Origin of the sequence: Afipia felis ATCC 53690 (assembly GCF_000314735.2) — a bacterium.
GTDB lineage: Bacteria > Pseudomonadota > Alphaproteobacteria > Rhizobiales > Xanthobacteraceae > Afipia > Afipia felis.
Genome location: NZ_KB375270.1, coordinates 2,433,511 through 2,458,473, shown reverse-complemented (window position 1 = coordinate 2,458,473; position 24,963 = coordinate 2,433,511). Strand labels below are relative to the sequence as shown.

Genomic DNA, 24,963 nt, shown 5'->3' with positions numbered 1-24,963 from the left:
CGGCGAGGAGTGCCGCTTACACTTTCTCCAGCGCGCCCTGCGCGTCCTCGATCAGGTCGTCGACGTGTTCGAGGCCGACCGAGAGACGGATGAAGCCGTCGCTGATGCCGAGTTCGGCGCGTTCTTCCGGCGTCAGACGCTGATGCGTTGTGGTGGCGGGATGGGTGACGATGCTCTTGGAGTCGCCGAGATTGTTGGAGATGCACGCGACCTGAAAAGCGTTCAAGGCGCGGAATGCGCCCGCCTTGCCGCCCTTCACCTCGAAACCGATCATGGTCGAGCCGGCGCGCATCTGCTTCTTGATGATATCGGCCTGCGGATGATCGGCGCGGCCCGGATAGATCAGCCGTGTCACTTTCGGATGCGCGGCGAGCACGTCGGCGATCTTGCCCGCGCTTTCGGTCTGCGCCTTGACGCGCACTCCCAGCGTCTCCAGTCCCTTCAGCAGCACCCACGCATTGAACGGCGACATCGAAGGTCCGGTCTGTCGGAAGAAATTATGGATGTGCTCCATGATGAATTGCTCCGACGACAGGATAATGCCGCCGAGACAGCGGCCCTGTCCGTCAATGTGCTTGGTCGCCGAATAAACCACCACGTCGGCGCCGAGCTCGAGCGGACTCTGCCAAAGCGGCGTCGCGAACACATTGTCCACCACGAGACGCGCGCCGCCCTGATGGGCGATATCGGCGACTGCGGCGATGTCGACAACTTCGAGCGTCGGGTTGGTCGGACTTTCGAGGAACAGGGTTTTGGTGTTGGGGCGCATCGCCTTGCGCCACGCATCGAGATCGCGGCCGTCCACCAGCGTGGAGGTGATGCCGTAGCGCGGCAGCAGCGTTTCGATGACGTAGCGGCAGGAGCCGAACAGCGCCTTTGCAGCGACGACGTGATCTCCGGCCTGAAGCGGCGCGAGCATCGCGGTGGTCATCGCCGCCATGCCGGTCGCGAAAGCGCGCCCGGCTTCGGCGCCTTCAAGTGCTGCCATGCGGCGCTCGAACATCGCCACGGTTGGGTTGGAGAAGCGCGAATAGATGAAGCCGGGAAGATCGCCCTTGAAGCGCGCCTCGCATTCCTCAGCGCTCTTGTAGACGAACCCCTGCGTCAGAAACAGCGACTCCGACATCTCGCCGAATTCGGAGCGGATCGTTCCGGCATGGACGAGGCGGGTTTCGGGGCGGTAGCGGGACAGATCAGGGGCGCTTTTTGCGTCGGACATTATGGACCTCCAATGGCGTCCCGCCAGGCAGCGAGGCGCACAAAAAAACCGGCCTGGAAAAAATCCAACAGCCGGGGGCGCAAGGTCCGCGGCCTGTTTAGCGACTTATTTTACGTGGCTGCAAGCCGGCCGGCCCAAATCACCACGGGATAAGTCTGAGGCTTAATCCGCACGGCTCTTTCCGTCAAGCAACCCATCGGATAACGGGGTAGGGTTCTATGCATAGCTCAATCCTGAGGGGACCGGATTTGGCCTTCTCTCTCCCAGCCAACGCCAACGGTATTCTGCCCGATCGCATGATCGCGGCCATGGAAGAAGACGGCCTGATTCTGCCCGCATTTCCGTTCGTGGAGAGCCAGATCCAACCGGCGAGCCTCGATCTGCGTCTGGGCGAGGTGGCTTACCGGGTACGGGCCAGCTTTTTGCCCGGCCCGGACACCACGGTCGCCGAGCGCATCGACGAATTGAAACTGCACGAGGTCGATCTGTCCGACGGCGCGGTACTCGAAACCAATTGCGTTTATATTGTGCCGCTGCTTGAGAGCCTCGCGCTGCCGCCTTCGATTCTGGCGTCGGCCAATCCGAAGAGCTCGACCGGACGTCTCGATGTCTTCACCCGCGTGATCGCGGACGGCACGCGTCGTTTCGACATGATCGGCGCGGGCTATCATGGCCCACTCTATGCCGAGATCAGTCCGAAAACATTTCCGGTTCTGCTGCGTCAGGGATCGCGCCTGTCGCAGATCCGCTTCCGCACCGGCGCGCCGCTGCTCGACAATGACGAACTCGAGGCGCTGCATCAGAGCGAGCGTCTCGTCGATTGCGAGAACGCCGATCTCACCGGCGGTGTCGCGGTCAGCGTCGATCTGTCGGGCGAGGGCTCGGACGGGTTTGTCGGCTATCGCGCCAAGCGCCACACCGGCGTCGTCGATATCGACCGGCGCGGCGGCTATGCGGTGGAGGATTTCTGGGAGCCGATCCAGGCCCGGCCGGACCGCAGCCTGATTCTCGATCCCGGCGAGTTCTACATTCTCGCGTCAAAGGAAGCGGTGCAGGTGCCGCCGAACTACGCTGCCGAGATGGTACCGTTCGATCCGCTGGTCGGCGAATTCCGCGTTCACTATGCGGGCTTCTTTGATCCCGGCTTCGGCCACGCGGGCGCGGGCGGACAGGGATCCCGCGCGGTGCTCGAGGTGCGCTCGCGTGAAGTGCCCTTCATTCTCGAGCACGGCCAGATCGTCGGCCGCCTCGTCTATGAGAAGATGCTGGCGTTGCCGGATACGCTGTACGGCACCCGCATCGCCTCGAACTATCAGGGGCAGGGGCTGAAGCTCTCCAAACATTTCCGCGCGCCCACCTGACGCCGTTTGGTTAACGTCGCCGTCGTCTCATTGTTGTCACGTTTGCAATTGTCGCGTTTGCAAAATGCGAGCGGTTGGGCGATGGTGGAACGGACTTCGCGGGCGTAGTTCAATGGTAGAACGGCAGCTTCCCAAGCTGCATACGAGGGTTCGATTCCCTTCGCCCGCTCCAGTCTCTCATTGTGTTCCCGCCGTGATGCTTTAGTCACGCAGTTCCCGCGAACTGCATCCACAGTGCAACACCACATCGAAATCATTCGCGCTTGAGCGCATCGATCTGGACAAAACTCCGGACTCGCAACACGCTGTCGATGCCTTGGTGACACAGCCAAATTTGGCGACGCAGCCGGGTGGGGGACGCGACGATGAGATTCGTGACCGGATTGTTGGCGGGCGTGTTGCTGCTGGCTGGATTGACCGCGAGCCATGCGGTGGTCCGCATCTCTGATGATCGCGGCGGGCGCATCGGCACCTATGTCGACAAATACCAGAGCATCCGTACCTCCGGCGACACGGTCGTGATCGACGGTTTGTGCGCGTCCGCCTGCACCATCGTGCTCGGCGCTGTTCCGCATGATCGCATCTGCGTCACATCGCGCGCCAGCCTCGGCTTCCACGCCGCGTGGGACCCGGGCGCGGGTGGCCGTCCGGTCACCAACGTCGAGGCCACCCACATGCTCTACCGGATGTATCCGGCCTCGATCCGACGCTGGATCGCGCGGCATGGTGGGTTGAAGCCACGGATGATTTTCCTGCGCGGACAACAGCTGACGTCGATGTACAAACCCTGCTACATGGACGCTCACGCTTCCGCGGCGGTTCGCTGACGCTGCGACAGCGGCATCTTGCCTCGCCATGATGTGATCGCTGCATGCCTCATGCGCGGGCGGTTTGCTTGCCCATGAGGTCTTTCATGGCTATCTGAACGGGAACAGCATCTCCGCTGTCAGGATTCCAATTCTTCAGGTTCCTATGGCAACAAGTTCAACGCGGCCGGGCGTCGTCATTGCCGCCTTCGTCGTCAGCCTTGCAATCGGGTTGATGGGTGTTCTTTTTCTGGTCGGCGGATTTCGGACCAGCACGCCCGCTTCGTCGATCGGCGGTCCTTTTCAGTTGACGGACCAGACCGGCGCGACCGTCACGGAGAAGAACCTGCAGGGCAAGCCGACGCTGATGTTCTTCGGCTATACCCATTGCCCGGATATCTGTCCGACCTCGCTGTTCGAAATGTCGGAGGTGCTGCGCGCGATGGGGCCGGATGCCAATCGCGTCAACGCCTATTTCATCTCGGTCGATCCGGAACGCGATACGCCGACGGTGATGAAGGAATATCTGCAGAGCTTCGATCCGCACCTTAAAGGTCTCTCCGGTTCGTCCGAGGCGGTGGCCAAGGTGGTCAAGGAATATCGCGTTTATGCGAAGAAGATTCCCTTGAAGGACGGCGATTACACCATGGACCACACGGCTGCGGTCTATCTCTTGGATCGCGAAGGCCGCTTTGTCGTGCCGTTCAACCTGAAGCAGACGCCGCAACAGGCAGCCGCCGATCTCAAGCGCTATTTCTGACCGCTCGTCATTGTGCGTGCTGCGAGGCGCGAATGTTGCGCGAGGCCGTGTTCGGTCTTTTCCCAGTGATACGGATCGCGGATGAGTTGCAGCAGCGCCCGCCAGGCCGCAGCCGAAAGACACGCCCAATAGAACGGCGTCAGCAGCAGTACCCAGGCATGATGCAGAAGCCTTCGGCGCGCGAGGCCGATCAGCGACACGACCACGGTTGAAAGATAGCCTGCGGCAATAGTTGCAAAATGTAACTCGACGAACGGCCCGGAGAACATCTCCAGTGCCGTGCTGCCAGCAGCATTGAGACTGATTTCTACGAGACACGCGCCGATCAGCACGGGGTAGGCAAGCGCGGTCATGACATTGCCGCCGACGAGAAGGTTGAGCGTGAAGAATCCGGCGAATCCGCTTTGCCGGATCAGTTGTCGCGGCGAGCGCATATGCACGATCCACGTCTGCATCCAGCCTTTCATCCAGCGCGAGCGCTGCCGCAGCCATGCGCCCGCGCGGGCGGGTGCTTCCTCATAGGTCGTCGAGCAGAACATCACCGCGCGATAGCCGAACCGCGCCAGCCGGAAACCGAGATCGGCATCCTCGGTAACGTTATAGGCGTCCCATCCGCCGACTTGGCGCAGGATTGCGGTTCGGAAATGGTTCGACGATCCGCCGAGTGGCAGGGGCAGGCCGAATTGTGAGAAACCCCGCAGGAACACGTCGAACTGCCCGGCATATTCGGCGGTGAACATGCAGGCGAGCCAGCTATCGGCGCTGTTGTCGATGCAGAGGCTCGCCTGCACGCAGGCGATGTCAGTGCCGTGGCGGCGGAAGGCGTCGAGCGCGTCGCGAAGCTGCGATGGGTCGGGCCTGTCCTCGGCGTCGAACACCGCGACGAACTCGCCGCGCGCGAACGGCAGTCCGGCGTTGAGGGCTTTCGGTTTGGTGCGCGGACCGAACGGCGGCACGAACAGGATTTCGACGTTCGGTGGCAAATCGAGGCGCGCGATGGCGCTCCGGGTCTCACGGTCGTCGGCTTCCAGCAACAATTTGATGTCGAGTTTTTCGCGAGGGTAATCGAGCGCCGCCAGCGCGCGCAGCAAATGCGGGACAGAACGGCCTTCGCGATAGAGCGCGGCCATCACGGTGTAGACCGGCAGACGTTCGTCGGGCAGGCGGTCGAGTGGTGGTTCTCGCGCCTGGCCCGCGAAGGAGCCGGCAAGGCGCAGGCTGTTGAACAGCAGGAACCAGATCGCGAGCACCGCACCGGTAAGCTGCATAATGAGAACGGGCGCGAGAAGGAAAGCGGCAGTGAAGCCGAGCAGGCGCAGAAAATAGCGACGCTTTCTGCTGTCGTCGCGACGCAGCGGCGCACACGACATCTCGGGCATCTGCAGGGCGAGGCCTTCGGCAGCCTCATGAACAAGTGCATCGTGGCGCATCAGATAGCGGTCGAACGACGCGCGCGTTGCCAGCCGAATGCGCGGCCGCGCCTGCCGGGCGCACAGGGCGGCGATCCGCCGGGCGGCGAAGCCGAGCGGGGCCTGCACATGGTAAAGTCCGTCGGGCCGCTCGAGCGGCAGCATGCGGTGCTGCGCGGCATAACGCAGTTGGGGATCGCTCAACGGACAGTCGGCGCGGGAAATGTCGCGGAAACCCTCGACCGCGAGCCCACACTGGTGCGCCAGCCGGGTCACATATTCCGTTTCCGGGATGACACCGCGGCGGATCAGGACCTGATCGGCGCCGACGCCCAAAAGCGCAGCGCAGCGTTCCGCTTCCGCGAGAATGCCGGGCGGCAGGATGCCGCGCAGGCAGTCAAGTTCGAAGGCATGGTCGTTCTCGCGCCGGGGCGGTGCCGCGGCAGGTCGTGGGCGGGAACGCTTGAGAATGTCGGCAAGAAGCCCGGAAGACGGCCATGGGCCGCGCAGGCGGCGCATTTTCCGGGCCGGCCCAGCCTTATTGTCGAAGTGGCCGGAGGTCGGAGCCATATGCCCACCAAACGCTACCCACTCAAACGCTGCTCGCCTCCGCCGCCGGATGGTCTATAAGACCCCCTCGCGGATGCTTATCGATGCAATCACAGATAGTAATTTCCGGCAATGAAAGATCGAGCGGCTGGCCAAAAAGCTTAGGCCGGACGATGTGCGCGATTTTGCTTGGTATTTTGATCGTGGGCTCGCTTCCACCCGAGGTGATGGCACAACCGGCGGTGAAGTCGGCCGTCGCGACGGCCCCCCAGGCTGTGCCCGGTTTCTGGGATCCGCGCCGCCGTCCCGACCGGCCCGACCTGTCGCGCATTACAATGATCCGCTTTCTCACCGAGACCGATTATCCGCCGTTCGACTTTACCGGACCGGACGGCAATCCGGCAGGCTTCAATGTCGATTTTGCGCGCGCTCTGTGTGACGAGATCAAGGTGCCTTGCACCATCCAGATGCGACGGTTCGAAACGCTGGTGGACGCCATCAACACCGGCCGTGGCGACGCGGTGATCGCCTCGATCGCGATGACGCCGGACATCCGCACCAAGCTCGATTTCACCGATCCCTATTATCGCGCGCCGGCGCGCTTCGTGTCCCGTGCCAACGAGGTCATCGCCGATGTGCGGCCGGAAAACCTGACGGGCAAGAAGGTCGGCGTCATCTCTGGCTCCGCGCACGAGGCGTATCTGAAGGCCTTCTTCACCGACGCGCTCGCGGTCGGCTTTCCGTCAGATGATGCGATGCGCGCGGCGTTGCGCCGTGGCGAGGTCGATCTGATTTTCGGTGACGCGATCTCGCTCGGTTTCTGGATCAACGGCACCGATTCAGACGGATGCTGCGCGTTCAGCGGCGGTCCGTTCGTGGAAAGCCGCTATTTCGGCGAGGGCATCGGTATCGGCGTCAAGAAAGGCAACGATGTACTGCGCCAGGCGCTGAATTGGGCCATGTTTCGGGTCTGGGAAAAAGGCGGCTACACCGATTTGTGGTTGCGCTATTTTTCCGTTAGCCCGTTCTGAGAGAAAGCAAGGGCGCGCGGGAGAGGCTGCGCGCGCAGCGGAGTGAAGATGTCGGAGACGATCACGCGATTTGAAGACCTGTCGGCGAGCGACCTGCGCGCGGTTGCCGAGCAATCCAATGCCTGGCCGTTCGAGCAGGCCAAACAGATCGTCAATCGCCTGAAAAAGAAACCGAAGGATGAGGTGCTATTCGAGACCGGTTACGGCCCCTCGGGCCTGCCGCATATCGGCACCTTCGGCGAGGTCGCGCGCACCTCGATGGTGCGCCATGCCTTCCGCGTGCTGACCGAAGACAAGATCAAGACGAAGTTGCTCGCCTTCTCCGACGACATGGACGGCCTGCGCAAGGTACCGGACAACGTGCCGAACAAGGAGATGCTGGAGGAGGATCTCGGCAAGCCACTGACCAAGGTGCGCGATCCGTTCGGCACCCATGGCAGCTTCGGCGCGCACAACAACGCGCGGCTGCGCGCCTTTCTCGACACCTTCGGCTTCGACTACGAATTCGCGTCTTCGACGCAGTACTACACATCGGGTCGGTTCGACGCGACGCTGCTGAAGGTGCTGGAGAACATCGACAAGGTGATGGCGATCATGCTGCCGTCGCTGCGCGAGGAGCGCGCGGCGAGCTACTCGCCGTTCCTGCCGATCTGTCCGCGCACCGGCGTGGTGCTGCAGGTGCCGATCGTCGAGCACGACAAGAAGGCCGGCACTGTGTCCTACGACGATCCGGAGACGAAGGAGCGCATCACCGTTCCGGTCACCGGCGGGCATTGCAAGCTGCAATGGAAGCCGGACTGGGCGATGCGCTGGGTGGCACTCGGCGTCGATTACGAGATGGCGGGCAAGGACCTGATCGACTCGGTGAAGCTGTCCGGGCAGATCTGCCGCGCGCTTGGCGGCACGCCGCCGGAAGGCTTCAACTACGAACTGTTCCTCGACGACAAGGGCCAGAAGATTTCGAAGTCGAAGGGCAACGGCCTTACCATCGACGAATGGCTGCGCTATGCCTCGCCGGAATCGCTGGCGCTGTTCATGTATCGCGAGCCGAAGGCGGCGAAGCGGCTGTACTTCGACGTAATTCCGCGCAATGTCGACGAGTATCAGCAATTCCTCGACGGCTATGGCCGGCAGGATGCGAAGCAGCGGCTTGGCAATCCGGTGTGGCACATCCATTCCGGCAAGCCGGAGGCCTCCGAGATGCCGGTGACGTTCCAGTTGCTGCTGACGCTGGTATCGTCGTCGAACGCCGAAAACGCCGAAACGCTGTGGGGCTTCATCGGCCGCTATCGTCCCGGCGTGACGCCGCAGACACATCCACGACTCAACGCGCTCGTCGGTTACGCCATCAACTATTATCGCGATTTCGTTGCGCCCACGAAGCAGTTCCGAGAGCCGAGCGCGAACGAACGTGCGGCGCTGCAGGATCTGCGCGATGCACTGTCGCAACTGCCGGCGGAGGCTTCCGCCGAGGACATCCAGAACGTTGTCTATGAGATCGGCCGGCGCGAGCCATTCCTCGATCAGGTCAAGAAGGGCAAGGACGGCCGTCCGGGCGTGTCGCTCGACTGGTTCAACATGCTCTATCAGGTGCTGCTCGGGCAGGAGAAAGGCCCTCGCTTCGGCTCCTTCGTCGCGGTCTACGGCGTCGCCAACGCGGTGACGATGATCGATGCGGCGCTCGCGCGCAGCGCCTGACCACGTGCATCATGTCCAAGGCGACACGCGCGACAAAAATGCTGGAGCAGGCGGGCGTCGCCTTCTCGACGCATACTTATGAGTATGATGGCAACGCCGATCGCATAGGCCTGCAGGCAGCGGAAGCGCTCGGCGAAGCCCCTTCGCGCGTGCTGAAATCATTGATGGCGCTGGTCGACGGCAAGCCGGTCTGCGTCATCGTGCCGTCCGACCGCGAAGTGTCGATGAAGAAGCTTGCGGCTGCGTTCGGCGGCAAGTCGGCACAGATGATGAAGCCCGCCGATGCCGAACGTCTGTCGGGTTACAAGGTTGGCGGCATCAGCCCGTTCGGCCAGATGCGCCCGCCGCGTGCTGCTATCGAGCAGGAGGCGATGGCGCAGGATCTCGTCTACATCAATGGCGGGCAGCGCGGATTGCAGGTTCGGCTCAATCCGCACGATGCGGCGAAGGTGCTGAACGCCATCGCCGCGCCGCTGGTGGCGTGAGAACGTTCGCGGCTCGCTATTCCGAGCGCAGCACCGCGCGGCGGTTGGGTTGCTGCACCGGCCGCGCATTCATGGGATAAAGTTTCGCAAAGGCTGCGATGTCGCCCGCCCCAACAGTGATCGGGGTTGCCAGCACCAGCCATTCGACGGTCTCCGAGCAGGGCGGGGTCGTGAGCGAGCCGGGGTAGCGGTAATAGCCGAGTTTTCCCGGCAACAATCGACGTGGATTGAACCCCGGATCGGCCTTCACCGCGGGCCCTTCCTTGTCTGGCATGGTGGCAGTCACGCGCGCGAAGGCAGCGTTGCGCCGGCCCGCAGCCATCAACACGCCGACCACAGCGAGATTGCCCGCAGCATTTCGATGCACGAAATGCGCCTCCATGGGGAAGTCCTTGCCGCCGATCAGATGCTCGCTTGGCCGATGGAAATGGAGTTGCAACAGTTCATAGCTTTCCTTGCCCAGGACGAGCTTGCCGCCCGGTGCGAAGTTAAGCTGGATGGTGTGGCCGTTGTTGACGATGGTGTCGGCGTGCGATGGCCATTTGATGTTGAGCCGCGGCAACTGCGCACGGATGGTCGGGCCGATGTCGACCGGCGATTGTTGCGAGCCGATCGAGCAGACTTTGCTGGCGGCGTCGAGGTCGCCCCATTTTCCCGGGCCTGTCGCTCCCTCATAACTCCAGTGCGTGTCGGCGGCGAAGCCGGCGGGTGGGCACAGCGGGCACAGCGCTAGGCCCGCGAGTGTTTTTAGAAAATGACGGCGATGCATGTCTCTCAGCCCCCGGTGTAGTGGTCCGAAAATAGAATCAGATTCGGCGGGCGTCTGCGACAGGGTAGAGATCACTGGCTCGCCCAGAGAATGCGCGCGATCCATTCGATCTCGGACGTCGGCAAAGTACGGTCGGAATGCGCCGGGTTGAGCGATTGCAACTCGATCACCTTCTGGGTGCGTCGGCGCAATTCTTTCACCATCACCTCGCCGTCCTTGGTCTTGACCACGACACGGTCGCCACGCCGGATCGGCGCGCTCGGCGAGACGACGATGACATCGCCGTCGCGATAGGCGGGCTTCATCGAGTCGCCGGAAATCTCCAATGCATAGGCGTGCTCGTCGTTGACGGAAGGCAGCCCGACTTCGTCCCAGCCCTTGCCGACCGGAAAGCCGCCATCGTCGAAATAGCCGCCGCTCCCTGCTTCGGCGAAGCCAAGCAGCGGTACCTGCACCGAGCGCGAGGAGCTTTCGATGAAATGCACGAAGGTGTCGACGCTGACACCGGTGGCGGCGAGCGCCTTCGCGACCGATTCCGTTGAAGGCCAGCGTTCGCGCCCGTCGCTCGTCACGCGCTTCGACTTGTTGAAGGTGGTGGGATCGAGGCCAGCGCGCTTGGCGAGACCTGAGGGTGACAGCCCAGCGCGGGCCGCCAGCCGGTCGAGCGCCGTCCAGATTTGATCGTGTGTCAGCATCGGCGAACCGCTCGGCGGATTTGGACTATTAGGAATTATTACCTTTATTGCGCCGCTCGCGCAATCGGCAGGTGGAGCGCATTCCAGCTTTGCGTCCGCCGTTTGCGGTCAAGTCTTGCGGTTGCAGACTGCCGTGGCTAGGGTGAGCTTCCACTAAAAACAGCAATGAACTCAAAGCGCTCCCAGGAACCCGTGGTGCGGATCATCTACAAAATCTGCCCGGCGCCAGCCTGGCGGGAGGCCGAACGGGCAGGTGCTTATCGTGGCAGCCCGGATGATGCGCGGGATGGCTTCATTCACTTGTCCACCGCGGCCCAATTGCCCGGCACGCTGGCAAAGCACTTTGCCGGCCAGTCGGATTTATTTTTGATCGCGGTGGATGCGGATGCGCTGGGTGCGGCGTTGAAGTGGGAACCCTCGCGCGGCGGTGATCTGTTCCCCCATTTGTATGGGGAGCTCGATCCGGCTGCCGCCAACAACATCACCACGCTGGTGCTGGGCCCAGATGGCCATCACCGGCTTCCGGAGAATTTGACGTGATCCGTGCTTTCGACCACCTGACGCTGCCGTTGCTGCGCAAGCTCGATCCCGAAGATGCGCACCGGCTTGCGATCAAGGGCCTGCGCAGCTTTCCGATGCCGCGCGCGAAGCCGGACAGCCCCAAGCTCGCGACCCGCGCCTTCGGTCTCGATTTTTCGAATCCGATCGGCATGGCGGCAGGTTTCGACAAGAATGCTGAGGTGCCGGACGCGCTGTTGCGGCTCGGCTTCGGCTATGTCGAGGTTGGCTCGATCACGCCGCTGCCGCAGCCGGGCAATCCGCGACCGCGCATGTTCCGTTTGGAGGAAGACGCCGGCGTCATCAACCGCATGGGGTTCAACAGCGAGGGTGCCGAGGTCGCGCTGCGCCACCTTAACGCACGACGCGGGCGTGGCGGCATCGTCGGTGTCAATCTCGGCGCCAACAAGGATTCCGAAGACCGCACCGGCGATTACGTCAAGCTGATCGGTCTGTTCGCGCCGGTCGCGAGCTATTTCACCGTCAATGTTTCCTCGCCGAACACGCCGGGCTTGCGCAATCTGCAGCAGGCTTCCGCGCTCGACGATCTTCTGGCGCGGGTGATCGACGCGCGCAACCGCGCGCGTACCGAAGCGGGACTGGTGCCCCTGCTGCTCAAGATTTCGCCAGACCTGACGCTGTCCGAACTCGACGATGTCGTGCACGTGGCCCGTGCACGCGGCGTCGACGGCATGATCGTGTCGAATACCACACTGGCGCGTCCGGACACGCTGCGTGAGCGCGGCCTTGCGCTGGAGCAGGGTGGGCTGTCGGGGCGGCCGCTGCTGCGTCTCTCGACCCGCATGGTGGCGGAAACTTATGTGCGGGCCGAAGGCGCTTTCCCGCTGATCGGCGTCGGCGGTATCGATTCCGGCGGCGCTGCGCTGATGAAAATCCGGGCCGGGGCGTCGCTGATCCAGCTTTATTCGTCGCTGGTCTACAAGGGTCTCGGCCTCGTCGAAGCGATCAAGACCGATCTCTTGTCGACGCTGCGGCGGACCGGGCGGGAATCGCTGTCTGAGATCGTCGGGGCGGATGCGGCGATGATTACCGCGGAAGAATGGCCGGTGTGAGCGGCCCTGCGAAGGACGTTTCCAGCAGCCCGCGATAGCGCAGCGCCTGAAGACAACCGCGCGCCAGCAGGAAAATCAGAAGCGCAAGCCACAGTCCGGTATTGCCGAGCGGTTGCAGCGCCGCCCATGCTGCGAAATAGAGCGCAAGGGATGCGAGCATCAGATTGCGCATATCGCGTGCCCATGTTGCGCCGATATAGATCCCATCGAACGCATAGGCCATCACGCCGCAGATCGGCGCCAGCGCGGCGAGCCACATGAAGGTCCGGGCGACCTGGCGCACGTCGGCGCTTGAGGTCATCAGGTCGATCAGCGCATTCCCGCCCAGTGTGAGCGCCAGCGCGACCGCGACGGCAAACACCATGCTCCAGCCGAGCACGAGTTTCGTCGTGCGCAGGAAGCGGTCGCGGTCGCGTGCGCCGAGGCTGTAGCCGGACAATTGTTCGGCGGCGGTGGCGAGGCCGTCGAGGAAGAACGAACCGATCAGCGCGAAATTGTTCAGCACCGCATTCGCCGCAAGCACCACGTCGCCCTCGCGCGCGCCCTGTGCGGTGAAAAACATGAACACCCCGGTCACCGCCAGGGTGCGGATGAAGATATCGCGGTTGATCCCCATCATCCGCGCGAGTTTCGTGCGCTCCAGCAGCACCGCGCGCGGAATGCAAAAGCCGGCGCGGCCGAGCATGCGCCAGGCAAGCGTGAGGCCGAATACGAGGCCGCAGGCCTCCGCGATGATCGCGGCATAGGCCGCGCCCGCGACGCCCTGCTTCAGGCCGATCACCAGCAGCATGGTCGAAGCAATGTTGATGAGATTGATCGCGATCTGGATCGTGAGCGCCCAGCCGGTACGTGCCTGGCCAATCAGCCAGCCTAGCAAGGCGTAATTGGCGAGCAGGAAGGGCGAGGACCACAGCCGCACTTCGAAATAAAGGCGTGCGGCGTCCGTCACCGGCTCGCTCGCGCCCATGAGATCGAAGGTGATCGCGGCCAGCGGCTTCTGCACGGCGAGCAGGATGGCGCTCGATAGAATTGCGATCAAAAGGCCGCGGGCGAGCGATGCGCGCACTTCGACCGGATCATGCGCGCCGAGCGCCTGCGCGGTCAGCGCCACCGTGCTCATGCGCAGGAACCCGAACAGCCAGAACATGCAGTCGAACACCACCGATGCCATGGCGACGCCGCCGAGCAGATGGGCTTCACCGAGCTGCCCGATCACGCCGGTCGCGACGATGCCGAGCAGCGGCGTGGTCAGGTTCGCGAGCATCGCGGGTCCTGCGATGGCAAAGACCCGGCCATGCGTAAGCTGGTCGTTCATCGGATGCGATCAAGTGGAAGGATATGCCGACCTTAGCGCGGCCGTGCGCCGAACAGCCGCGACAGCAGCCACAGCGGGACGACGATCACCGCGCCGAGGATGAAGTAGCGCCATAGGCTGTTGATGGCGTCGAAGCCGAGATTCCAGACCCAATCTGCGAGGCGGCGCAGGCTTTCGACGATGTTCCAGGGATCGAGCCCGATTGCGGCGAGCACGACGCCGACCAGAACCGACATCAGAATGAGCTTCAGCACCAACGCGAGCGGCGAGCCGCCGAAAAAGCGGGAGAACTGATCGCCCCGCGCCGGTAATTCTCTCGCTTCGTCCTGCATCGTCGTCTCCAGAATCCGTGTGCTTTAATTTTAGCACACTTTGGCGCAAGTGGGGCTGTAAACCGTTCCCGTCAAGGACGTCGCCGGGGAGGGCGGCGGCTCCTGTCACAAATTTAATCCTCCAGGCCTTTCGGCAGGAGGCGGCAGTTCGTGCCGGTTACGATAGAATTTTAGGTGCGCCGATATTGTCCGGCGCACGGCGAGGCTGTAGAGAGAGCCATTTTTTCGAGGCCCTTATGCCTGCCCCGCTTTTTCTGTCGTCGGGCGATCTGATCGCCGACCGCCGCTACGATTTTGCGCGGGATCTCCAATTGCGTGGCGATATTGCCGGAGCCGTCGATCTGATGGCGCAGGCGGTGGAGCGTGCACCGGGCTTTGCGTCAGCCTGGTTCGCGCTGGGTGAGCTAAAGCAGCAACTTAACCTGCACGGTGAGGCGATCCGGGCCTATCGCAAGGCGAAGGAAGCCGATCCTGAGGACCGCCACGGCGCCAAGCTACGGCTGATACGCCTTGGCGTGGAGACAATCTCGGACATGCCGCCCGCCTATGTGCGTTCGCTATTCGACCAATATGCGCCGACATTCGAGGAGGCGCTCGTTAACAACCTCAACTATCGCGGCCCACAGTTGCTGCTGAAGGCGGTGCTGTCCGCCTGTCACGACCTGAAGCGTCCGGCCTTCTTCACATCCGCGATCGATCTTGGCTGTGGTACCGGGCTTGCGGCGCGCGCCTTCGAGAAAAACGTGGATGCGTTTGTCGGCATCGACCTGTCGCCCGGCATGATCGCCAGAGCCGAAGCGACGGGCCTCTACCGACGGCTCGAGGTCGCCGACATGGTCGAGGGTGTGAGGCGCGAGGCGGGCGCTGCCTTCGATCTCGCGCTGTCGGCGGATGCGATCATCTACCTGCCCGATCTTGCTCCTGCATTGAAGGAGGCAGCGCGGGTGCTGCGGCCGAACGGATTGGTCGCATTCACCACCGAGACGCATTCCGGCGACGGTGTCGTGATCGGCGCGGGCCTGCGTTATGCGCACGGCGCGGCTCATGTGCGTGGGGCGATTGGGACGGCGGGGCTTACGTTATGCAGCCTTGAAGAAGCCTCCACCCGCACCGAAAACGACGTGCCCGTCCCGGGACTGATCGCGGTCGCGCGCAAGGCCTGACCAAGGGAACTTGTGCGGCATCCCGCGCTTGTCAGGCGGGGCAGGCATGACGCACACCGAGCAGGATATCGACGCACCCGCTGAAGTTACCGCCCCGCCGACGAAGCAAGGCGGTGTTCGTGGTTTTCTGCAAACGCTCGGTCCCGGCCTCATCACCGGCGCTGCGGACGACGATCCTTCCGGCATCGGCACCTACAGTCAGGCGGGCGCGCAGCTTGGCTACGGCATCTCCTGGACGATGCTGCTGACGTTGCCGCTGATGGTGGCAATCCAGGAAATTTCCGCGCGCGTGGGCCGGGTCACCGGCCATGGCATCGCCGGCAATGCCTGCCGGTACTACCCCGCATCCATTCTCAACATTGTGATTGTGCTGCTGTTCGTTGCCAACACGGTGAACATCGCTGCCGATCTCGCGGCAATGGCGGATGCGCTCAAGCTTCTGATCGGCGGGCCCGGCTTCGTTTACGTCGTGGTCTTCGGCGTCGTGTCCGTCTCTGCGCAAATCTTCTTCGACTACCAGCACTATAGCGCGGTGCTGAAATGGTTGACCTTGAGTCTGTTCGCCTATGTCGGTGCGCTGGCCTTCGCCCATGTCGCGTGGGGGCAGGCGCTGCATGGTCTCGTCGTTCCGCAGATCCAGTGGAAGCCGGAGTTCTTCACCACGCTCGTGGCGATCCTTGGCACCACGATCTCGCCCTATCTGTTTTTCTGGCAGGCTTCGCAGGAGGCCGAGGAACAGCGCATCGACGACCACAAGGAGCCGCTGAAGAAGCAGGGGGCACATGCGGATTCCGAATTCCGCCGCATCCGCGTCGATACCATCGCAGGTATGGGCTTCTCGACGCTGATCGCGCTTGCCATCATCGTGACGGCGGCGGCGACGCTGCACGCCAACGGCAAGACCGACATCGAGACATCGGCGCAGGCGGCGGAAGCGTTGCGGCCGGTCGCGGGCGCTTTCGCGGAAATCATTTTTGCATTGGGTATCATCGGCACCGGCCTGTTGGCCGTGCCGGTTCTGGCGGGCTCGGCGGCCTATGCGATCGGTGAGGGCCGTCGGTGGCCGGTCGGCCTCGCGCGCAAGCCGAAGGAGGCTGTGTCGTTCTACTCGGTGATGGCATTATCCGCTGGAATCGGCATCGCGTTGAATTTCACGCCGATCAGCCCGATCGCGGCACTGTACTGGAGCGCGGTGGTCAACGGCGTGCTCGCCGTGCCGGTCATGGTGCTGTTGATGGTGATGGTCCGCCGCACCGATGTGATGGGTCAGTTTCTGGTCGGCGGAGGGCTGTACTGGCTAGGCTGGCTGTCGACCGCCGCGATGGCGGTCTGCGTGGTCGCGATGTTTGCCGGAATGCTGTGATCTGAACTGAAGCGGCTCAGATGGTCGAGTGCTTCGCAGCCGTCGGGTGATTCGCAGCCTTGGGCTTGGCGGCGGATTTGCTGGACGTCTTCTGCACGCGCTTGGCGTCCCACCCGCCCGGCGGCGTCGCAACCTGAACAGCTTCGGCCGGCTGCTGTTCGGCCTTGAAGGTCTGCGCCGCGAGTTTGGCCTTGGCGAGCGAGGCGGGATCGAGCCGCTTGGCAATATCGTCGCGTTTGTTCGCGGAATCGGTGTCGCCCTGCGCTGCCGCGAGGCTGAACCATTTGTAGGATTCGGCGAGGTTCTGTTCGACGCCGATGCCGCGCGCGTAGAGAATGCCGAGATTGAACTGGCTGTCGGCGACGCCATGATCGGCTGCCTTCAAGAACCAGTAGGCGGCCGCCTTGTAGTTCGGTTTGCCGCCGCCGTCGGCTTCCAGCACCGCGAGATTGTGCATCGCCTTGGCGTTGCCTCGATCGGCCGCCTGGCGGTAGTAGCGGTTAGCAGTGTCGATGTCCTTGCGGACGCCGAGGCCCTTTTCATACAGCGTGCCAAGGCGGAACAGCGCGGGCACGAGATTGGCCTTCGCCGCGCGGTCGTACCATTTCGCGGCTTCCTCGAAATTCGCGGTCACGCCACGGCCTTCGGCATAGCGCAGGCCGATCTCGTAGGCGGCGCTCGCATCGCCCTTGAGGGCCGCCGCACGCAGCACCGGGCCTCCGATCGACTCCGGCAGCGGAGCGACAGCACCGGTTACTGTCGGAATCGAGCCGGTGATGTCGGCGTTCGCGGATTGTGCGGGCGTCGGCGCAACCGGCGCGATGGATGGATTGGACGCCCAGCCCGGCAGCGTCGTTGCCGGTGCGTTCATCGATTGCTTGTCGATTGGCGTCGGCGAGGTCATCGACGGCGCCTGCGGCGCCGATTGAGGAGGCACAGGTGCGTCGTCTTCATCCGTGTCCGGAGCTTGGGCAGGCGCCGCTGGCGTCGGCACAGGCGGCACCGCATGGGATTCCATGGCAGGTGCCGAACGGCCGGTCTCGCCGCTGTGCCACAGATTGCTCGCCATCTTGAAGGTGCCGAGCACGATCACGAATACGCTGGCGCCGACCAGAAGCGCCCGCACCCGCGACGAACGGGATGTATTGGCGGATGTGTCTCTCGCGCCCGCGACAGCCCGCGCCGCATCGTTCAGCGCGGTGACGCGGGTGGCTTTCTTGGGCGAGGGCTTGGAATTGGTTTCGCCGGCCTGGGCTGCCTGCGCGGCGCGGCGCGCGGCCTGAATGAAGTTCGACGAACTGACCGGCCCCTTCGGCTGCGGAATGTCGCGCAGGGCATTCTCGGAGCTCGCGATGCGCTCAGCCGCCGATGGCCGCGCATTGTTGCGGCTGCCGGGCTCCAGCGGATGATCGGGCGGCAGGTCGGGATCTATCGGTGAACGTGCTGCACGCGGCGGGGCCGCGTTCACGACGCCGGCAGGCGCGGACTCTCTGGGAAGTTGCGACGGAATCGGCTCCGCTTTCGCAGGCATCTGCACGGCAGGGCGCGCGGCACTCTGCAGCAATGCCGGGTTCGGCAATTCCGGCCGCGTCTGCGGCGGAATCGGCGGCGCGGCGGGACGCTGCGGCCCGGATGGCGGAACGGGATTGGACGGCGGACGCCCCTGGCGCAGATCGCCTTCGATCTGGGCGAGGCGATCGACCACATGACCAAGCGTGTTGTGCACGACCTCCAGCGAATCCTGGGTGTGTCGGGTCGTCTCCACCTGACTCTGGCGCATGTCCGACAATTCGCGCCGGATCGCATCGACGAAAGCCGGGTCCATCGCGGGCGCAGCGTGCGCGGGGGCAACGTCGGGCGCGCCACGCTGCTGCAGCATCTGCATGATCTCGGACAGGCCGTTTTCAACGCTGCCGAGATTGCCGGGACGCGCTTCCGAGGCCTCGAGCCGCTCAAGAAGATGCGCGACGCGCTGTTCGACATGGTTGAATGACGAAGAGGCATCGCCGCCGATCTGCAGATTGTCGAGACGATCGGATATCGTGCGGACTGCCTTGTCGAAATGCCCGGTATCGGCGGAGGGGCGCTCGCGCTGCTCAAGCGTCGAGGTCAGCGCGGCGATTCGCTGTTCGAGCGCGGCGAACATGTCGCTGTGGCCGGCCTGCGAAAGCTGATCGACCCGCAGCGACAGCGTGCGGATGTTCTCGGACAACTGCGCCAACGCCTCGTTCGAGGCGATGTTGGCGACGATGGTCTTCAGCGCGGAAATCGCATCGTCGAGCTGACGCAGCGTGCCGGGGTCCTGGCTCGAGCGGACGATGGTGTCGATCTTGCTGCCGAGATTGCGAATGGCGTCGTCGAATCCAGCGAGCTGTTCGGCAGGCGTCAGCGAGCGCAATTCGCTGCGGATTTCGGAGAGCGCGCGTTCGATCGCGCCAAGCGCGGCGCCATCTCCGCCGGTCTGATGCGTTTCATCGATCCGCCGGCCGAGCGAGCGGATCTCGCCTTCCAGCGATTCGATCGCGCGGCGCGGCAAGGCCTCGGTGATGGCGTGACGAATCTCGGCGAGTTCGGAGCGGAACGCGGTGATGGATTGCTCGATCCCGTCGGGGCGGCGCAGCGTTTCGATCTGGCTGGTGAGGCCCGCGATCTGGCGCTCGATATTGAGGAAACCCGGATGTTCAGGTGCGGGCGCCATCGGCGGCGCCTGAACGAAGTTCGGCGCGCTACGGTTGAGCGCTTCCTGCGCGGGGCTGACGCGGTCGAGCTCGCCCTGACGGGCGATGATTTCGGCAATCGACAGATCGAGGCCGGGCGCACGTGGGAGCGCCGGCGCCTGCAGCGGAGCAGCCACTGGAGACGTCACGGGCGCTGTCGTCTGTGGTGCTGCGGCGTAAGACGCCTGCGGGGCCGGTGCGGCCATGTGCGACAGCCGCGCGTCTAGCCGCGAGATCGCGTCGTTGAGTTGCCGGGCGACGCCATGCTCGCCGCGCGCGGCAGGATGTTGGGACAGTTGCTCGACCTGACGGGCAATGGAATCGAGTCGCTGATGGATTTCGGCGATGTTGCGGGCTTCGCCGGGCGACAGCTCGCGGGGCGCGCCGGGACGCTGCGCGGCACCTGCGTCGCGCTCTCTGACGGAAGGGTCGTTCCCCTCAGCGCCCCATGATTGATGAAATGCCATGCCCTGTCCGGTACCCGACGCCGGTTGTCTGCCCGTCTTCAGTCGCTGCGCCATTGAAGAAACAAACGAATTTCCGGCGCAGGCAGACTGCCTGAAGTCAGACTTTTCCGTGTCAGGGTAAACAACGGGTTAAGGAGAGGTGTGCAGATGCGGAAAAGTTTACGCGGTACCGGGAGATAGCCGGTCCGCTGCATCCCGCTTGGCAAGCGCCTCGCCGTGCCTTAATGCAGATGCATGAATACCAAGGTGGATGCATTTGCATAAATCTTCGCGCCCCGGCGACAGCAATGGACCGATGATACGCCGCCCGTCCACCGAGGCGACGGAGGCGTGGCTGCGTCTGATGCGGGTGCGCAGTTGCGTGCTGGACGCCGTCGAGCAGGATCTGAAGAAGGCGGGGTTTCCGCCGCTCGCCTGGTATGATGCGCTGCTCGAATTGTCACGCGCGCCCGGCGGCGAGCTGCGGCCGGTCGAACTCGAAAAGCAGATGCTGCTGCCGCAATATTCCACCTCGCGGCTGATCGAACGTCTGGTCGATGAAGGGCTTGCGACCCGGCGCGAGTGCAAGAAGGACAAGCGCGGCCTGTTCGTCGAGATTTCCGACGCCGGGCGCGATCTGCAAAAGAGAATGGGGGAGGCTTATTCCGTCGCGATCGAGCGCCACGTCGGCTCTAAGCTGTCGGACGCGGACGCCGCAAGGTTATGCGGTCTGCTCGATCGTCTGGGCTGCTGTGCCCAGACATCGCCATCCGATGCGAAGGAAGCAGCGTCTTAACAATGAGATTTTATTCACCACTTGTGTCTACGGGTGGGAACGCCCGTTGCCCCCGGCGGCCTGCGTCGTTCACGGCGCATTTTGAGAAGGTGCCGCATGGCGCGTGACCAGATTGATATGACCCCGCTCGATTCGCGCGATGCGCTGGTCGGATGGCTCGAAGAGGGCAGCAAGCCCAAGTCCGAATTCAAGATCGGCACCGAGCACGAGAAGACGCCGTTTACATTGAAGGGGCATCGCCCCGTCCCCTACGAAGGCCCGCGCGGCATCGGTACGTTGCTGGAAGGCATGCGCCTCCTGCTCGGCTGGGAGCCGATCATGGAGCGCGGCAACAGCATCGGTTTGTACGATGTGACCGGCGGCGGCGCGATTTCGCTCGAGCCAGGCGGGCAGTTTGAATTGTCGGGCGCGCCGCTCGACAACATCCATCAGACCTCGGTGGAATTGGCCGCGCATCTCGCGCAGGTGCGCGAAGTCGCCGAGCCGCTTGGCATCGGCTTTCTGGGTCTCGGCATGACGCCATCATGGTCGCGCGAAGATATCCCGGCGATGCCGAAGGGCCGCTACGGCATCATGACGCGTTACATGCCGACGGTCGGCCGCTACGGCCTCGACATGATGTACCGGACCTGCACCGTACAGGCCAATCTCGACTTCTCATCGGAAGCCGACATGGTGAAGAAGCTGCGCGTGTCATTGGCGCTGCAGCCGATCGCGACGGCGCTGTTCGCCAACTCGCCCTTCACTGAAGGCAAGCCCAACGGCTTTCTCTCCTTCCGCTCGGAAATCTGGCGCGACACCGACAACGCCCGTGCGGGCATGATCCCGTGGGCGTTCGAGGACGGCATGGGATTTGAGCGCTGGGTCGATTACGCGCTCGACGTGCCGATGTATTTCGTCAAGCGCGGCGACGATTACATCGATGTCTCGGGCTCTTCCTTCCGCGATTTTTTCGAAGGCAGGAATCCGAAGTTTCCGGGTGAGAAGCCGACGTTGTCGGACTGGGCCAATCATCTGTCGACGATCTTTCCCGAGGTGCGCCTGAAGCGTTACCTGGAAATGCGTGGCGCCGACGGCGTGCCGCTGCAGCAATTGCCGGCGCTGCCGGCGTTCTGGGCGGGCCTGCTCTATGACGACGTCAGCCTCGACGCGGCGTGGGATATCGCTCGGGAATGGGATACCGCAACGCGTCAAGCCATGCGCGATGCCGTGCCGCGCCTCGGCTTCAAGACGCCTGTCGGCAAGCGCTACATTTTCGAAGTGGCACGCGAATGCCTGGTGCTGGCACACGCAGGTCTGCGTCGCCGCGCCCGTGTTGATCATCTGGGCCGCGACGAATCACGATTCCTCGAGCCGCTCGATCGGATTATCGACGCCGGGCGTACTCCGGCGGAGGAAATGTTGACAAAATTTAATGGGGTCTGGGGCGGCTCTGTCGATCCAGTCTATGACGCCTACGCTTTTTAGAGGTATCGAAGATTTGCGACGGTTTGCCGTCGCGGCAGCGCAGCGCCTTCGCTGACATTCATCTGCGATACAGGAAAGCCGCGCTTGGATGGCAACGCGGCGGACCGTCCGCGGTGCCGGTCCGGTTTCTGAAAGTCATGTTGGCATGTCTGTATTTCATACTTTCAGATGTTTGTTCCTGCGGCCCGCGCAGCTTCTGGCGATTTTTGCCTTGGCTGCGGTGCTGATGCCTTTGACGATGCCGTCACCCGCTCACGCCCAGGCCAATTTCGACCGCCCCGGTGGGGATTACGCGCATTCGGAAATTCTGTCCGGCGATCCGGCAGCCTGCGCGCTCGCCTGCGAGCGGGACCGGCGCTGCCGTTCATGGAGCTTCAACTATCCGACCGCCAAGCGTGACAGCGCGATCTGCTGGCTGAAGAGCGGCGTGCCGCGTCGCACCGCGGACACCTGCTGCGTCTCGGGCGTGCGAGGTGCCGGCGTCGTCGAATTACGCAACCGCAAGATCGAGATCGCCACCGATCGTTTTGGCGGCGACTATCGCAGCATTTCGGTGCCGGCCGATACCGAAGGCGATCACTGCAAGGCGGCGTGTGAGGCCGACAACCGCTGCCGCGCGTGGACCTACGCGCGACCCGGTTATGTCGGCCGTGATGCACGCTGCTATCTGAAGGATCGCATCAAGCCGCCACGGCGCAAGCCGGGATTCATCTCCGGCGTGGTGCGTTAACTCTCGTTCTCACTGCACCGACGAAAACGTTCGCGACAGGCGCAGGCCCGATGGCCAGTTCCAGATCGGCTGTCGCTTGGCGGCGATGTCCCATGAGCCGATCACGGTGTCGACGCGACCGACCAGATTGTCGACCGGCAGCAGCCCGACGCCGCCTTCCGCCACCGGCACGCGGCTGTCAGCGGAATTGTCGCGGTTGTCGCCCATCACGAAGAGTTCGCCGGATGGCACCGTGACTTCATCGGTGTTGTCGAGCGCGCCGTGGGTGCGCAGCTTGAAGAAGGTGTGGCTGTGTCCACCGGGCAGCGTCTCGGTGTAGCGTGCCGCAGGCAGCGTGCCGCCGTCTTCGTTCTCGGCGTCGCCGAAGCCGTCGGCGGACACCGGCACGGGCTTGCCGTTGAGCCACAGCCGTCCGTCGCGCATCTGCACCCGGTCGCCTGGCAAGCCGATCACGCGTTTCACCCACGCCTGCGACGTGTCGCCCGGCCAGCGGAAAACCACGACATCGCCGCGCTCGGGCAGGTTGCCGAACACCCGACCGCTCGTCGGCACAGAGATGTTCAACGGCAACGATGCGGTGCCATAGCCGTAAGAGAACTTCGTCGCGAGCAGCGCATCGCCGATCAAAAGCGTGGGTTCCATCGAGGCGGAGGGCACGTAGAAGGGCTCGGCCAGTGCTGCTTTCGCCGCCATCACGACGAGGAAGGCAGCCACGATCTCGCCAAGCGCGCGTGTCCATCCGCGTTGCGGTTTCGCCGGTGTGGTCGTCGTTGTCATGCGCCTGTTCCGCCCACGGTGATGCGATCCATCCGCAGGGTCGGCTGGCCGACGCCGACCGGCACGCCCTGTCCGTTCTTGCCGCAAGTCCCGATTCCCGCATCGAGTTCGAGATCGTTGCCGATCATCGAGATGCGGTGCAGGTCGGTCGGGCCGTTGCCGATCAGCATCGCGCCCTTCAGCGGGGCGCCGATCTTGCCGTTCTCGATCCTGTAGGCCTCGGTGCACTGGAAGACATATTTGCCCGAGGTGATGTCGACCTGTCCGCCGCCGAAATTCACCGCGTAGATGCCGTTCTTCACCGAGGCGAGAATCTCCGCCGGGTCGCGCTCGCCTGCCAGCATGTAGGTGTTGGTCATGCGCGGCATCGGCACGTGGGCGTAAGATTCGCGCCTGCCGTTGCCGGTCGGCTTCATCTTCATCAGCCGCGCGTTCTGCCGGTCCTGCATGTAGCCGACGAGAATGCCGTCCTCGATCAGCAAGGTTCGGTTGGTGGGCGTGCCTTCGTCATCGATCGACAGCGATCCGCGCCGCGCCGCGATGGTGCCGTCATCGACCACGGTGACGCCCTTGGCGGCGACCTGCTGGCCCATCAGGCCCGCGAAGGCCGAGGTCTCCTTGCGGTTGAAATCGCCCTCGAGGCCGTGGCCGACCGCTTCATGCAGCATCACGCCGGGCCAGCCGGGGCCGAGCACGACATCCATTTCGCCCGCGGGCGCAGGCACCGCTTCCAGATTGAGCAGCGCCTGACGGATCGCAGCGTCGGCGGCGGTCCGCCACGCCTTGGTCTCGATGAAGCGCGTATAACCCTCGCGCCCGCCATAGCCCTGGCTGCCGGTTTCCTGCCGGTCGCCGGAACCGGCGACCACCGATACGTTGACGCGCACGAGCGGGCGGATGTCGCGATAGCTCTCGCCGTCCGGACGCACGATCTCCACCACCTGCCAGGTTGCGCCCAGGCTGACCGAAACCTGACGCACGCGCGGGTCCTTCTCGCGGACATAGGCGTCGATCTCGGCGAGCAGCTTCACCTTGGTCTCGAAAGCTTCGCCGTCGAGCGGGTTGGCGTCGCCGTACAATCGTACGTTGGTGTGGGGCGGCGGGCTTGCGAAGGTGCCGGAATAGCCGCCACGGACCGCCGCGACGGCGTCGGCTGCCCGCGCGATTGCCGACAGCGACATATCGGAGGAATGAGCGTAGCCGACCGCGTCGTCCTTCACGGCGCGCAGGCCGAAGCCCTGTGCGGTGTCATAGGTGGCCTGCTTGAGGCGACCGTTGTCGAACGCGAGACCTTCCGACTGGCGGTATTCCATGAACAGTTCGCCGTCGTCGGCACCACCGAGGCCGCGGATGATTTCCTTGCGGACATCGTCGCGGTCGAGCCCGGCGCGGTCGATCAGGGAGGTGGACTGGGGTTGGGTCATTGGGCGCTCCGCGCGTCGGC

The 24,963-nt window shown here is 63.8% G+C and carries 22 protein-coding genes, 1 tRNA gene and 1 riboswitch; of the genes, 14 read left to right on the top strand and 9 right to left on the bottom strand.

Translation table 11 applies throughout. The annotated features are described in order from the left end of the window. Nucleotides 1-16 precede the first annotated feature (16 nt). Nucleotides 17-1,219, bottom strand: coding sequence for an O-succinylhomoserine sulfhydrylase (locus HMPREF9697_RS11620; RefSeq protein WP_002717413.1), 1,203 nt, complete (start codon nt 1,217-1,219; stop codon nt 17-19). Nucleotides 1,220-1,295: 76 nt separating this feature from the next. Further along, nucleotides 1,296-1,375, bottom strand: a riboswitch (SAM riboswitch). 62 nt (nt 1,376-1,437) lie between these two features. On the opposite strand from HMPREF9697_RS11620, the gene HMPREF9697_RS11615 reads away from it, so the two are divergent. From HMPREF9697_RS11615 to HMPREF9697_RS11600, 4 genes are all read left to right on the top strand, one after another. Further along, nucleotides 1,438-2,580 (top strand): 2'-deoxycytidine 5'-triphosphate deaminase, encoded by a 1,143-nt coding sequence (locus HMPREF9697_RS11615; RefSeq protein ID WP_002717412.1) that lies wholly within the window; start codon nt 1,438-1,440, stop codon nt 2,578-2,580. A 98-nt stretch (nt 2,581-2,678) separates the two neighbouring features. After that, a tRNA-Gly gene (locus tag HMPREF9697_RS11610) sits at nt 2,679-2,752 on the top strand. A 193-nt stretch (nt 2,753-2,945) separates the two neighbouring features. Next, the gene (locus HMPREF9697_RS11605) at nt 2,946-3,407 is read left to right on the top strand and encodes a PCRF domain-containing protein (RefSeq protein WP_002717411.1); all 462 of its coding nucleotides are present in this window, start codon (nt 2,946-2,948) and stop codon (nt 3,405-3,407) included. Nucleotides 3,408-3,552: 145 nt separating this feature from the next. Beyond that, nucleotides 3,553-4,146 carry an SCO family protein gene (locus HMPREF9697_RS11600; protein WP_002717410.1) on the top strand — a complete coding sequence of 198 codons (594 nt, stop codon included), beginning with the start codon at nt 3,553-3,555 and terminating at the stop codon, nt 4,144-4,146. Here HMPREF9697_RS11600 and HMPREF9697_RS11595 read toward each other — a convergent pair. Next, nucleotides 4,137-6,125 carry a glycosyltransferase family 2 protein gene (locus HMPREF9697_RS11595; protein WP_002717409.1) on the bottom strand — a complete coding sequence of 663 codons (1,989 nt, stop codon included), beginning with the start codon at nt 6,123-6,125 and terminating at the stop codon, nt 4,137-4,139. The genes HMPREF9697_RS11600 and HMPREF9697_RS11595 overlap by 10 nt on opposite strands. A 206-nt stretch (nt 6,126-6,331) precedes the next feature. On the opposite strand from HMPREF9697_RS11595, the gene HMPREF9697_RS11590 reads away from it, so the two are divergent. From HMPREF9697_RS11590 to ybaK, 3 genes are read left to right on the top strand one after another with little or no spacing between them, the layout of a single operon-like run. After that, the gene (locus HMPREF9697_RS11590; RefSeq protein ID WP_244598027.1) at nt 6,332-7,135 is read left to right on the top strand and encodes a transporter substrate-binding domain-containing protein; all 804 of its coding nucleotides are present in this window, start codon (nt 6,332-6,334) and stop codon (nt 7,133-7,135) included. Between the two features lie 48 nt (nt 7,136-7,183). After that, nucleotides 7,184-8,833: a lysine--tRNA ligase gene (locus HMPREF9697_RS11585; RefSeq protein WP_002717407.1), complete on the top strand. Its 1,650-nt coding sequence runs from the start codon at nt 7,184-7,186 to the stop codon at nt 8,831-8,833. A gap of 11 nt (nt 8,834-8,844) precedes the next feature. Then, a complete protein-coding gene (ybaK, locus tag HMPREF9697_RS11580; protein WP_002717406.1) occupies nt 8,845-9,318 on the top strand; it encodes a Cys-tRNA(Pro) deacylase in 474 nt (157 codons plus the stop codon). A 16-nt stretch (nt 9,319-9,334) separates the two neighbouring features. Here ybaK and HMPREF9697_RS11575 read toward each other — a convergent pair whose 3' ends face one another. Beyond that, the gene (locus HMPREF9697_RS11575; RefSeq protein ID WP_002717405.1) at nt 9,335-10,087 is read right to left on the bottom strand and encodes a carbonic anhydrase; all 753 of its coding nucleotides are present in this window, start codon (nt 10,085-10,087) and stop codon (nt 9,335-9,337) included. Nucleotides 10,088-10,158: 71 nt separating this feature from the next. Beyond that, entirely contained in the window at nt 10,159-10,782 is a 624-nt protein-coding gene (locus HMPREF9697_RS11570) for a S24 family peptidase (RefSeq protein WP_002717404.1), read from the bottom strand. A gap of 195 nt (nt 10,783-10,977) precedes the next feature. On the opposite strand from HMPREF9697_RS11570, the gene HMPREF9697_RS11565 reads away from it, so the two are divergent. Together HMPREF9697_RS11565 and HMPREF9697_RS11560 are read left to right on the top strand one after the other, a co-directional pair. Then, a complete protein-coding gene (locus HMPREF9697_RS11565; RefSeq protein ID WP_002717403.1) occupies nt 10,978-11,322 on the top strand; it encodes a DUF952 domain-containing protein in 345 nt (114 codons plus the stop codon). Then, entirely contained in the window at nt 11,319-12,413 is a 1,095-nt protein-coding gene (locus tag HMPREF9697_RS11560) for a quinone-dependent dihydroorotate dehydrogenase (protein ID WP_002717402.1), read from the top strand. The genes HMPREF9697_RS11565 and HMPREF9697_RS11560 overlap by 4 nt, the downstream gene beginning before the upstream one ends. Here HMPREF9697_RS11560 and HMPREF9697_RS11555 read toward each other — a convergent pair. Both HMPREF9697_RS11555 and HMPREF9697_RS11550 read right to left on the bottom strand, forming a co-directional pair. Next, nucleotides 12,388-13,728 (bottom strand): MATE family efflux transporter, encoded by a 1,341-nt coding sequence (locus HMPREF9697_RS11555; RefSeq protein WP_040307920.1) that lies wholly within the window; start codon nt 13,726-13,728, stop codon nt 12,388-12,390. The genes HMPREF9697_RS11560 and HMPREF9697_RS11555 overlap by 26 nt on opposite strands. A gap of 32 nt (nt 13,729-13,760) precedes the next feature. Continuing rightward, complete coding sequence (locus HMPREF9697_RS11550) at nt 13,761-14,060, bottom strand: DUF6460 domain-containing protein (protein WP_002717400.1); 300 nt, start codon at nt 14,058-14,060, stop codon at nt 13,761-13,763. A 236-nt stretch (nt 14,061-14,296) separates the two neighbouring features. On the opposite strand from HMPREF9697_RS11550, the gene HMPREF9697_RS11545 reads away from it, so the two are divergent. After that, nucleotides 14,297-15,223, top strand: coding sequence for a class I SAM-dependent DNA methyltransferase (locus HMPREF9697_RS11545; protein WP_002717399.1), 927 nt, complete (start codon nt 14,297-14,299; stop codon nt 15,221-15,223). 46 nt (nt 15,224-15,269) lie between these two features. Next, on the top strand, nt 15,270-16,586 hold the full coding sequence (locus HMPREF9697_RS11540; protein WP_002717398.1) for an Nramp family divalent metal transporter: 1,317 nt from the start codon (nt 15,270-15,272) through the stop codon (nt 16,584-16,586). A 16-nt stretch (nt 16,587-16,602) separates the two neighbouring features. On the opposite strand, the gene HMPREF9697_RS11535 is transcribed toward HMPREF9697_RS11540, so the two are convergent. Next, nucleotides 16,603-19,770 carry a tetratricopeptide repeat protein gene (locus HMPREF9697_RS11535; RefSeq protein WP_002717397.1) on the bottom strand — a complete coding sequence of 1,056 codons (3,168 nt, stop codon included), beginning with the start codon at nt 19,768-19,770 and terminating at the stop codon, nt 16,603-16,605. Nucleotides 19,771-20,065: 295 nt separating this feature from the next. Between HMPREF9697_RS11535 and HMPREF9697_RS11530 the strand changes: the two genes are divergently transcribed. From HMPREF9697_RS11530 to HMPREF9697_RS11520, 3 genes are all read left to right on the top strand, one after another. Next, the gene (locus HMPREF9697_RS11530) at nt 20,066-20,545 is read left to right on the top strand and encodes a MarR family winged helix-turn-helix transcriptional regulator (protein ID WP_040307919.1); all 480 of its coding nucleotides are present in this window, start codon (nt 20,066-20,068) and stop codon (nt 20,543-20,545) included. Between the two features lie 96 nt (nt 20,546-20,641). Beyond that, nucleotides 20,642-22,012 carry a glutamate--cysteine ligase gene (locus HMPREF9697_RS11525; RefSeq protein ID WP_002717395.1) on the top strand — a complete coding sequence of 457 codons (1,371 nt, stop codon included), beginning with the start codon at nt 20,642-20,644 and terminating at the stop codon, nt 22,010-22,012. A 145-nt stretch (nt 22,013-22,157) separates the two neighbouring features. Next, nucleotides 22,158-22,742 carry a PAN domain-containing protein gene (locus HMPREF9697_RS11520; protein ID WP_040308245.1) on the top strand — a complete coding sequence of 195 codons (585 nt, stop codon included), beginning with the start codon at nt 22,158-22,160 and terminating at the stop codon, nt 22,740-22,742. Nucleotides 22,743-22,751: 9 nt separating this feature from the next. Here the strand turns inward: HMPREF9697_RS11520 and lepB are convergent, their stop codons facing one another. Together lepB and tldD are read right to left on the bottom strand one after the other, a co-directional pair. Next, nucleotides 22,752-23,519 carry a signal peptidase I gene (gene lepB, locus HMPREF9697_RS11515; protein ID WP_002717393.1) on the bottom strand — a complete coding sequence of 256 codons (768 nt, stop codon included), beginning with the start codon at nt 23,517-23,519 and terminating at the stop codon, nt 22,752-22,754. Next, on the bottom strand, nt 23,516-24,943 hold the full coding sequence (tldD, locus tag HMPREF9697_RS11510) for a metalloprotease TldD (RefSeq protein ID WP_002717392.1): 1,428 nt from the start codon (nt 24,941-24,943) through the stop codon (nt 23,516-23,518). Before tldD ends, lepB begins: the two co-directional genes overlap by 4 nt. Nucleotides 24,944-24,963 lie beyond the last annotated feature (20 nt).

What these genes read in the sequence shown, in the direction of transcription:
- HMPREF9697_RS11620 (WP_002717413.1), bottom strand. Translation starts at nt 1,219, where the DNA reads ATGTCCGACGCAAAAAGCGCCCCTGATCTGTCCCGCTACCGCCCCGAA.
- HMPREF9697_RS11615 (WP_002717412.1), top strand. Translation starts at nt 1,438, where the DNA reads ATGCATAGCTCAATCCTGAGGGGACCGGATTTGGCCTTCTCTCTCCCA.
- HMPREF9697_RS11605 (WP_002717411.1), top strand. Translation starts at nt 2,946, where the DNA reads ATGAGATTCGTGACCGGATTGTTGGCGGGCGTGTTGCTGCTGGCTGGA.
- HMPREF9697_RS11600 (WP_002717410.1), top strand. Translation starts at nt 3,553, where the DNA reads ATGGCAACAAGTTCAACGCGGCCGGGCGTCGTCATTGCCGCCTTCGTC.
- HMPREF9697_RS11595 (WP_002717409.1), bottom strand. Translation starts at nt 6,125, where the DNA reads ATGGCTCCGACCTCCGGCCACTTCGACAATAAGGCTGGGCCGGCCCGG.
- HMPREF9697_RS11590 (WP_244598027.1), top strand. Translation starts at nt 6,332, where the DNA reads ATGGCACAACCGGCGGTGAAGTCGGCCGTCGCGACGGCCCCCCAGGCT.
- HMPREF9697_RS11585 (WP_002717407.1), top strand. Translation starts at nt 7,184, where the DNA reads ATGTCGGAGACGATCACGCGATTTGAAGACCTGTCGGCGAGCGACCTG.
- ybaK (WP_002717406.1), top strand. Translation starts at nt 8,845, where the DNA reads ATGTCCAAGGCGACACGCGCGACAAAAATGCTGGAGCAGGCGGGCGTC.
- HMPREF9697_RS11575 (WP_002717405.1), bottom strand. Translation starts at nt 10,087, where the DNA reads ATGCATCGCCGTCATTTTCTAAAAACACTCGCGGGCCTAGCGCTGTGC.
- HMPREF9697_RS11570 (WP_002717404.1), bottom strand. Translation starts at nt 10,782, where the DNA reads ATGCTGACACACGATCAAATCTGGACGGCGCTCGACCGGCTGGCGGCC.
- HMPREF9697_RS11555 (WP_040307920.1), bottom strand. Translation starts at nt 13,728, where the DNA reads ATGAACGACCAGCTTACGCATGGCCGGGTCTTTGCCATCGCAGGACCC.
- HMPREF9697_RS11550 (WP_002717400.1), bottom strand. Translation starts at nt 14,060, where the DNA reads ATGCAGGACGAAGCGAGAGAATTACCGGCGCGGGGCGATCAGTTCTCC.
- HMPREF9697_RS11545 (WP_002717399.1), top strand. Translation starts at nt 14,297, where the DNA reads ATGCCTGCCCCGCTTTTTCTGTCGTCGGGCGATCTGATCGCCGACCGC.
- HMPREF9697_RS11540 (WP_002717398.1), top strand. Translation starts at nt 15,270, where the DNA reads ATGACGCACACCGAGCAGGATATCGACGCACCCGCTGAAGTTACCGCC.
- HMPREF9697_RS11535 (WP_002717397.1), bottom strand. Translation starts at nt 19,770, where the DNA reads ATGGCATTTCATCAATCATGGGGCGCTGAGGGGAACGACCCTTCCGTC.
- HMPREF9697_RS11530 (WP_040307919.1), top strand. Translation starts at nt 20,066, where the DNA reads ATGATACGCCGCCCGTCCACCGAGGCGACGGAGGCGTGGCTGCGTCTG.
- HMPREF9697_RS11525 (WP_002717395.1), top strand. Translation starts at nt 20,642, where the DNA reads ATGGCGCGTGACCAGATTGATATGACCCCGCTCGATTCGCGCGATGCG.
- HMPREF9697_RS11520 (WP_040308245.1), top strand. Translation starts at nt 22,158, where the DNA reads ATGTCTGTATTTCATACTTTCAGATGTTTGTTCCTGCGGCCCGCGCAG.
- lepB (WP_002717393.1), bottom strand. Translation starts at nt 23,519, where the DNA reads ATGACAACGACGACCACACCGGCGAAACCGCAACGCGGATGGACACGC.
- tldD (WP_002717392.1), bottom strand. Translation starts at nt 24,943, where the DNA reads ATGACCCAACCCCAGTCCACCTCCCTGATCGACCGCGCCGGGCTCGAC.